This is a genomic window from Planktothrix sp. FACHB-1355, assembly GCF_014748295.1.
Taxonomy (GTDB): domain Bacteria; phylum Cyanobacteriota; class Cyanobacteriia; order Cyanobacteriales; family Aerosakkonemataceae; genus Aerosakkonema; species Aerosakkonema funiforme_A.
On the sequence record NZ_JACJUP010000180.1, the window covers coordinates 1 to 8,339 of the forward strand.

The 8,339-nt window shown below is 46.8% G+C and carries 7 protein-coding genes and 1 pseudogene; 2 read left to right on the plus strand and 6 right to left on the minus strand.

All coding sequences use genetic code 11. From position 1 onward, the window contains the following. From H6S82_RS32990 to H6S82_RS10535, 4 genes and pseudogenes are all read right to left on the minus strand, one after another. Positions 1-182 (minus strand): annotated as a pseudogene (locus H6S82_RS32990) (spermidine/putrescine ABC transporter substrate-binding protein); the annotation flags it as partial. A gap of 43 nt (positions 183-225) precedes the next feature. Next, positions 226-1,341 (minus strand): extracellular solute-binding protein, encoded by a 1,116-nt coding sequence (locus tag H6S82_RS10525; RefSeq protein WP_190464600.1) that lies wholly within the window; start codon positions 1,339-1,341, stop codon positions 226-228. Between the two features lie 158 nt (positions 1,342-1,499). Beyond that, a complete protein-coding gene (locus tag H6S82_RS10530) occupies positions 1,500-1,898 on the minus strand; it encodes a hypothetical protein (protein ID WP_190464601.1) in 399 nt (132 codons plus the stop codon). Positions 1,899-1,983: 85 nt separating this feature from the next. Further along, positions 1,984-3,117, minus strand: a complete 1,134-nt coding sequence (locus H6S82_RS10535) for an ABC transporter ATP-binding protein (RefSeq protein WP_190464645.1) — start codon at positions 3,115-3,117, stop codon at positions 1,984-1,986. Between the two features lie 284 nt (positions 3,118-3,401). On the opposite strand from H6S82_RS10535, the gene mrdA reads away from it, so the two are divergent. Continuing rightward, positions 3,402-5,234, plus strand: coding sequence for a penicillin-binding protein 2 (mrdA, locus tag H6S82_RS10540; protein WP_190464602.1), 1,833 nt, complete (start codon positions 3,402-3,404; stop codon positions 5,232-5,234). A gap of 125 nt (positions 5,235-5,359) precedes the next feature. Here mrdA and H6S82_RS10545 read toward each other — a convergent pair whose 3' ends face one another. After that, positions 5,360-6,181, minus strand: coding sequence for a D-alanyl-D-alanine carboxypeptidase family protein (locus H6S82_RS10545; RefSeq protein ID WP_190464603.1), 822 nt, complete (start codon positions 6,179-6,181; stop codon positions 5,360-5,362). A gap of 164 nt (positions 6,182-6,345) precedes the next feature. On the opposite strand from H6S82_RS10545, the gene H6S82_RS10550 reads away from it, so the two are divergent. After that, positions 6,346-7,326 (plus strand): AEC family transporter, encoded by a 981-nt coding sequence (locus H6S82_RS10550; protein WP_322111898.1) that lies wholly within the window; start codon positions 6,346-6,348, stop codon positions 7,324-7,326. Here the strand turns inward: H6S82_RS10550 and H6S82_RS10555 are convergent. Continuing rightward, positions 7,306-7,839 (minus strand): phosphoribosyltransferase family protein, encoded by a 534-nt coding sequence (locus H6S82_RS10555; protein WP_190464604.1) that lies wholly within the window; start codon positions 7,837-7,839, stop codon positions 7,306-7,308. The genes H6S82_RS10550 and H6S82_RS10555 overlap by 21 nt on opposite strands. Between the last annotated feature and the right edge of the window lie 500 nt (positions 7,840-8,339).

Sequence of the window (8,339 nt, forward strand, 5' to 3'; positions counted from 1 at the left end):
AGATAAGTAGAAAAACTGTAAATATATAAAATATCAGAATTTTTTGATGGGGTGGGTGTCGGTCTCACCTCACCTAGAGTCCATCCACAACCAGAAAGGAGCAATCCTGAAAATGACGCTGCCGTTTTTAAGAAGCGACGTCTGTTTGGATATAGCTTAAATTTTTTAACCTCCCCGCTCATTTACTAAAATCCATTTTCACAACAACTTTTGGCTTTTGATTTTTTAGCTACTGGTTAACTGAGTCCAATAGCGATCGTAAACATCATTAAATTTACCTAACGGTTCAACTCTTTCACACTTTTCTAACACTTTTGCAGATGGATATAAATTAGGATTATTGCGATTTTTGGGCGATAATTGCTTAATAGCCGATTGATTGGGTGTAGCAAAATTCAGTCGATCGCAAACAGACGCAGCTACAGCAGGTTGTAACATAAAATCTATCCAAGCATAAGCAGCATCTGGATTGGGAGCAGTTTTGGGAATCACCATTGTATCTGTCCACAGAGAAGTACCGCTTTTGGGTATTGCGTACTGTAAGCTAGAACTTTCTTCAGCAACTTCCGCCGCATCAGCTGAATAACCCATCGCGACAAACAAATCTCCCGCAACAATTTGTTCTTTCCAAGCATCAGTTGTAAAGGAAGCGATCGCAGGTTTGAGCGCCTTTAACTTTTCGTAAGCTTGTTGGATTTGCTGCTGATTTGTCGAATTATAAGAATAACCCAGCATCCGCAAAGTTGCGCCCATAACTTCTCGAACATCGTTCATCAAAGTCATTCGTTTGGAGAGTAGTTGCTGGTTTTCCCAAAGATAATCCCAATCTTCTGGAGGAGTTTTTAACTTTTTGGTATTGTAAATCAAACCTGTTGTTCCCCAGCTCATCGGTACGCTATGACGATTACCTGGGTCATAACCGGGATTTTGAAATTGTGGCAAAAGATTTTGGAGATTATTGAGACGATCGTGTTCTAATTCGGTCAGCATTTTTAGTTCCAACATTTGGCGAACCATGTAGTCGGAGGGGTAAATTACGCTGTAAGCTGCACCGCCTCCCGCTTGCATTTTAGCCAGCATTGTCTCGTTGGAATCATAAACATCTGCCTCTACCTTTATACCGGTATTAGCGGCAAAGGTTTTGAACAACTCTTCATCCGTATAGCCAGAAAAAGTATAAATGCGTAGCGTACCAGAAGAGTTTTCTTCGGTCGTAGTCGGTCGCACTTGTGCCAGAGTCCAACCACAACTGGAAAGTGCCAATCCAGAAGTTGCTGCTGCTGCCGTTTTTAAGAATCGACGCCTGGTTTGATATAAATGATGTAGCTGCAAATTAGTCATTTTTCACTAGCCAATATTCATGTTTGCGCTGCCATTGACATAGGTAATTTCAAATTTGAACTTTCAAATTGCCAATTATAAAACCAAATTTGAAATTTTAGATCTGAAATTTGAAATCCCGAATTACCCATTCCCCATTTCCCATCACCAATAACCAATTAACAGTATCGTACCGATTGTTCTAAAGCTAGCGGTTCACCAGTTTTGGCGTCCGTGTTTTGGCACGCAAACATCAATGCGGGAGAGATTTTTTCAAATTCCAGTTTATTGCCTTTACGTCTGAGCAGGTAGCCGCGCAGTTCTTTGTAAGGTAACTTGGTGAACTCGTCAATTTCTGAAGTAAAAGAGCGCAGTATCAGAGAACCGGAAGGATTACAGCCTTCTAACAGTTTCTCGATAAATATTTTTTTGACACTGCTGTGGTAGCCGTAGTTTACTTTATTGGCTTCTCGCTGTAAGTCAACCACAAAGGGTTCTCCATCGCTACCTAAAAAAGTGGCGATCGCCGTTGACTGGCAGTGGTACTCTAACTCTTGTAAAAACCCCTCTAGTGTCATTTGTCAATAGCCATTTTTCATTTGTCAGAGGTCAACGATCGAATTACTGAGAGCTAACTACTGGGAATCGCCTTTTAGCAGATAACTAAGAATCAGCCAAAACCAGAGAATCTTTTGAACCCCAGTAGGCGTATACAGGGGTGTGTGGATCGGGTAAGCTGGCGAAAGTGTTAGGCTGCTTTACGGTAATACGATCGCCTGACTTTAATTCCACCACGCAATGAACGTGGGTACCCAAATACATAACGTGCTGCAAACGTCCTTCAAAACAGTTTCCCTGTAAGCAAGAAGGTTCCAGATTCAATTGAATATTCTCTGGGCGCACGCTAATCGCCACAGAAGCTTGAGGATGCCAAGCAGTTGAGGAGTCCAGCCTTTGCGCCACCACCTTCATTTTAGATTCTGTCAGTACCTCGATTTCCGAGCCGTTCAAAGATAAAATTCGGCCTTTTAACAAATTGGTATCCCCAATAAAATCAGCGACAAAAGCTGTTTGTGGACGCTCGTAAATTTCGCTAGGCGTACCTATTTGTTCGATTTTGCCGTCGTGCATAACCGAAATGCGATCGCTCAGACTCAGCGCTTCCTCTTGGTCGTGAGTAACCATAATAAAAGTCAGCCCCAAATCTCGGTGTAAATTGGTCAGCTCCACCTGCATTTCCTTACGCAGCTTCAAATCCAACGCTCCCAGAGGTTCATCCAGCAAAAGCACAGCAGGTCGGTTAACCAACGCTCGTGCCAAGGCTACCCGTTGCTGCTGACCCCCAGATAATTGAGCCGGAAAACGGTTAGCCAAAGCTTCCATTTTAACGAGCTTGAGAGCTTCTTTAACCCGTTCTGCGATCGCCGCTCTGGGCAAGCGTTTAATCCGCAATCCAAAAGCGATATTTTCCCAAACGCTCAGGTGGTTAAACAAAGCATAGCTCTGAAACACCGTATTGACCGGTCGGCGGTAAGGCGGTACGTTAGTCATCGGCTTGCCTTGAATTAGCACCTCACCGGCGGTCGGCATCTCGAAGCCCGCAATTAAGCGCAGCGTCGTCGTTTTACCGCAGCCGGATGGCCCAAGAATACTAAAAAATTCACCCTGGCGAATGTCAAGGTCAACCCCCCGTACAGCAGTATCGACTTTGAACACCTTGAAAACCTTTCGGAGTTCAACATCCAGTACTGTGTAAGCGTCCCTGGCGTCTGGATTCTGAACAGCAGTCTGAGACATAATGGCGAAAATCCTTGTAGCGATGCCCCGGTTGCCAGCTGAATCAGCATTATAGTTGATGCAGTGGCAAATTTGACCTTGGCTTATTTTGACATTCTGCCACTGACTGAAGCCAGCTGCCCAGTCAGTCAAATTGCCAAGATTTGGTGTAGAGGGAGGCGGAAAGCTCTCAGAGCAGAGGTAAGGGTATACTTGAACTCAAAACTCTCCGACGCCGGACGCACTAGCCCCCTTCATACTCAAATTTCAAAACTTTGGAACTCAAGACTTAGGAGTACTGCCGTATGACCTTGCTTTGGTCTTCCTCGCTAGACAGTAAATCAAAGACCCGCACGGTCGGACGAAATTACCAGTCCCTGTTTGTGATGCTAGTCATTACATTGGTGATGGTAGGAGGGATTGGCAGTCGTCTTGCCTACTTGCAACTGATCCAGGGAGAACGCAATCGGGAACTAGCGGAGAACAACCGGATTCGGATCATTCCCAAACAACCCGAACGGGGTAATATTTTCGATCGCAAAGGCAGAATCCTTGCCAGCAGTCGTCTTTCCCGCTCAGTTTATCTATGGCCGTTAATACGCAAGCAAAAATCCTGGCCTACCACACGCAAGCGTCTTTCCGAGATCCTGGAAATTCCCGAAGCAGATATTGAAAAGCGGATAGCACAAGTAGGGGAGAACAATCCCACCCTAGTACGGATCGAGCGCGACATCACTCCCGAAAAGATAGTAGCGCTGGAAGAATCCCAACAGCAACTCGAAGGCGTAGAAGTAGACATAGAACCGGCGCGGGTATATCCCAATAAACAAGTGGCAGCCCACGTACTCGGTTACACCGGTGAAATGAACGATTTACAGTTAGCTAAGGCGAGGCAAAAAGGCGATGACTATCGACTTGGAGATGTCGTCGGTAAAATGGGCGTCGAAGCAGCTTTTGAGAAAAAATTGCGGGGAACGTGGGGCGGTCAGCAGGTGGAGGTGGATGGCAAGAACCAGATTTTACGTATTTTGGGAGATAAAGCGTCTCAACCAGGTGAGGACGTCCATTTAACCATAGATCTGGAGTTGCAGAAAGCCGCAGAAGCCGCACTAGGCAATCACAGAGGCGCAGTTGTAGCCATGAATCCAAATAATGGGGCGATTTTAGCGATGGTTAGCCGCCCCGCTTTCGATCCTAATTTGTTTACTCCTCGGATCAGCCAGAAAGCATGGCAGGAACTGCAAAAGGCAAACCACCCATTTGTCAACCGCGCCTTACAAGCTTTTCCACCAGCGAGTACATTCAAAATCGTTACTACCACTGCGGCGATCGAATCGGGCAAAGTTCCTTCTACCATAGTCTTGCCAACTTATCCAGCTCTTAGGGTGGGTGGAATTTCGTTTGGAGAATGGAACCACGCAGGATTTGGTGCTTTGGGATTTGTGGGCGGTTTGAAGTGGAGTAGCGATACATTCTTTTATCAAGTCGGGATCAGAACTGGTGGCCCTGCCCTGATCGACTGGACTCGACGCTATGGTTTTGGCGAAAAAACCGGCATCGAATTGGAGAGTGAAGAAGTAGCCGGTTTGGTAGCCGATAATGCTTGGAAGCTGAAGCGGATGAAATACGAGTGGACTGTAGGCGATACAGTGAATATGTCCATCGGTCAGGGCTTTCTCCAAACCACACCCATACAAGTGGCTGTGATGTTTGCTGTTCCCGCCAACGGTGGCTACCGAGTTAAGCCCCACCTGCTCAAAGATGATGAGGATTCAAAAAATTGGCGGGTAGATTTAAACCTGAAACCGGAAACGGTGCGAGTGCTGCGCCAGGGTCTGAGGGCAGTAGTAACTTCCGGTACTGGCCCAGCCCTGAATTCACCAACTATTCCTCCAGCTGCGGGGAAGAGCGGTACATCTGAAGTAGCCCACGGGAAACTAACCCACACTTGGTTTGGTGGCTATGCGCCAATAGACAATCCGGAAATTGTTGTGGTGGTTTTTGGGGAACATTCCGGCGGTGGTGGTGGCAAGTTCGGAGCTCCGAAGGTGCTGAAAGTTATGGAGGCTTACTTTCGTCTGAAGGGAGGCGGTAAAGTTGCTCCCGCTAAGCCTAAGCCAGTCAAAAGAAGGAGATGACGTCGATCGGCTTTTTATCCCATATGAAAGAGCGGGAGTGGGGGAGTGGGGGAGCTCTTGAGCCGAAGAATTAATATTTTCCCTAACCCCTAACCCCTAACCTCCAGCCCCTAACCCCTAGCCCTTTAATTTTTTTGTAATTTTTTGGCTTTATAAAAAGTTTCTAAACTATCGCGATCGCCCACAAAGCGCCAATGCCAAGGCTCATAACTGACGCCTTGAGAATTGTTTTTGGGAAATGACATCTCAAAGCTATAGCGAGCTGCATTAGCTTGCAGCCATTTGAAGGCAGCAGTATTTTCAAAATTTGGATTCAGGTTGGTTGCCGGTACTCTACCATCCCCAATATCGATCGCATAGCCGGTATGATGTTCGCTGTAACCCGGAGGCGCACTCACAGTCGCCCGTTCTGCTGCCACCTGCCCCCGTTGCGCTTTAATGTCAAAAAACAGGTGTTGCTGTTCCGCCACCGAACGAAATCCCGAAATTGGCACCAATATCGCTCCCTGCGCCCTGGCTGCTGCCACCATAGCGTTAAATTGCTGGGCAGCACTTTTGCGTAGCTTAATCCGATTATCCACCGATATAGATTGAAGGTCTTGCACGGGCGCTTCTTTGTAAGCAAAGTGTCCCGCCTGTCCCAAGATGATATCGGGCTGGCTTGCAGAAGTATTGACAGCTTCTGTGGGCGTTTGACTGAGTTTGGCGATCGGTTCTGTTTCATTCTTTTGAGCCATTGTCCCAGAAGAGGATTGAGACAAACTGGCAAACCACAAACCGACAAAAAGGGCAAACGCTCCCCATCCCACCAATAATGCCACCAGCCAGACTCGCTGCCACCGACGCTCTTGTGATGGAAACTGGGTTTCCCGCAAAGCTTCAGGAATATCTTCTGTCGAGGGAACTGCTACTTTCGACGGCTTTCCAGACAAGCTGGCGTTATCCACACCATTCACTCCTGCACTTAAGATTAAAACCGAACATCATAAAAATTGTAACTGTCTTAGATTCGCGATCGGTCTCTCGGTCATCGGTCAGAAAACTTGTGAAACTGTAAAACTTTGCAGTTTTGAGATCTTGAGGCATTTAAACGAACTAATGACCCCTACTTTTGCTTTTAACCTCAAATACCATGCCCAGTCCGGAAATTAAACTTCTCGAACTATATACGCCCCTCGGTGGAGGAGTGTTCCTGGGATGGTTGCTAGGCCGTATCCTCCCCAAAAACTTCCCCACTTATTTGGGTCACTTTCTGTTTTGGATCGGAGCTCCGATCGCCATTGTGGCCTTTCTGCGCCGAACCAACCTATCCGGGCCAATTTGGATCGCACCTCTGGCTGCTTGGGCCGCAATTCTACTGGGAGCGGGACTTGCTTGGGCTGTCATTAGGTTAAATGACAAAAAAGATCCTGCTTGTGTTTCTCCTTCTGCTACCAGTTCTGGGAGTCAGCCGAATCAAGGCAGTTTCCTATTAGCATCAATGGTTGGTAATACCGGTTATCTGGGTTATCCGGTAACGCTTGCCTTAGTTGGACAGGAATACTTCGGCTGGGCCCTGTTCTACGACTTGCTGGGAAGTATGTTGGGAACCTATGGGTTGGGGGTTGCTCTTGCCGCTCGTTTTGGTATGGGGGCAAGCAGTCACAAACAATTACTTGCGGCAATCCTGAAAACTCCGGGTCTGTGGGCTTTGGGATTGGGACTGGTTTTAAGACCCATTTCTCTACCGGATTGGCTCGATTTTGGCTTGCAGAAGTTTGCGTGGACGGTAATATCTTTGTCTTTAGTGTTAATTGGGATGCGGCTGAGTCAGCTATCGTCTTGGCGCGGTTTGCCACAAGCATCAATTTGCTTGGCGATTAAAATGTTGCTGGTTCCCTTAGTTTTGGGTTGGGGTCTGCGTGGCTTGGGCTTGACAGGCCCACCTCATTTGCTGATCGTTTTGCAAATGGCGATGCCTCCAGCTTTTGCCACGCTGATTATTGCGGAAGCTTACAATCTCGATCGCGATTTAGCTGTAACTGCGATCGCACTCGGTACGGGCGGACTTTTCCTCACTTTACCGCTTTGGCTATGGCTGTTTGGAGTTTAAAGGCGCTGTGTAAGATGCTGCCAGTTGAGCGATGCTCATTTGTTCGTAGGGTTCAAACGGTTGATGAATCCAGGGATTATCGGGTAAATAGTCTACGTAGTAATCTGGAACGATGACGGAACAAGCTTTGTACCAGAGTACGGCGGTGCGAATTTCCTCTATGCGATCGCCATAATGTTGTTTAAGCCAAACAACGCTCTGCTCAAGAGTACTCCCAGAATCTACCAAGTCATCGACTAAGAGAATACGGCTGCTCAGCTCGCCTGTTGTCATCGTTATGTGAGAGGAAAAAGTTAGATCGCCGCGCACTCGGTTCTCGAAACCACCATAAGATGACGCAGCCAGAATAGCTAGGGGGTATCGGTAAATCCGAGACAAAATATCGCCAATTCGCAATCCACCCCTGGCAAGGCAGACAATCTGGTTAAAGTTCCAGTTGGACTGATAGATTTTGACAGCCAACAGTTCAATCTTAGAGTTGTAGTCTGGCCAAGAAACGTAAAGGTCGGGCATATAGCTAGGGCGTCGGGCTAGGGGTTAAAGCGTCGGGGAAGAAAAGTTTCGCATCAAGGGTTTGAGGGATTAACAACGTCCTAACGAGAGCAATTGCTGTAAATACAGACGTCATTTGAGATATAGAAAACTATAAAGCATCTTTTAACTTAGGTTTGCTAAGTTAACCACTACTTTCTTTTTTGAGATTCCCGATCTGATTATGTCGAGATCGGAAGCCTAACAAGCAAAGGTCGCCTTAACCGATGCCTTCCCTTTACCTGGACTGTGAAGCCAAAACAAAACTAAGGCGTTTGGCAGCAATTGAACATAAAATTGCACAAGTGGCACTTATCAATGAAAGCGATTTATTAAATTTATGAATAATTCTCCCCCTTCTGATGGCTTGTCGGAGACGCCTGGGAACGAAAAACTCAGCTTCAGCACTAAACTGGCCTACGGTGCCGGTGATATGGGTGCGGCTATTACGGCTAATATAGGGGTGTTTTATACTGCTTATT

Excerpts from the sequence above, each read along its gene's own strand:
- H6S82_RS10525 (WP_190464600.1), bottom strand. The coding sequence starts at position 1,341 with ATGACTAATTTGCAGCTACATCATTTATATCAAACCAGGCGTCGATTC.
- H6S82_RS10530 (WP_190464601.1), bottom strand. The coding sequence starts at position 1,898 with ATGACACTAGAGGGGTTTTTACAAGAGTTAGAGTACCACTGCCAGTCA.
- H6S82_RS10535 (WP_190464645.1), bottom strand. The coding sequence starts at position 3,117 with ATGTCTCAGACTGCTGTTCAGAATCCAGACGCCAGGGACGCTTACACA.
- mrdA (WP_190464602.1), top strand. The coding sequence starts at position 3,402 with ATGACCTTGCTTTGGTCTTCCTCGCTAGACAGTAAATCAAAGACCCGC.
- H6S82_RS10555 (WP_190464604.1), bottom strand. The coding sequence starts at position 7,839 with ATGCCCGACCTTTACGTTTCTTGGCCAGACTACAACTCTAAGATTGAA.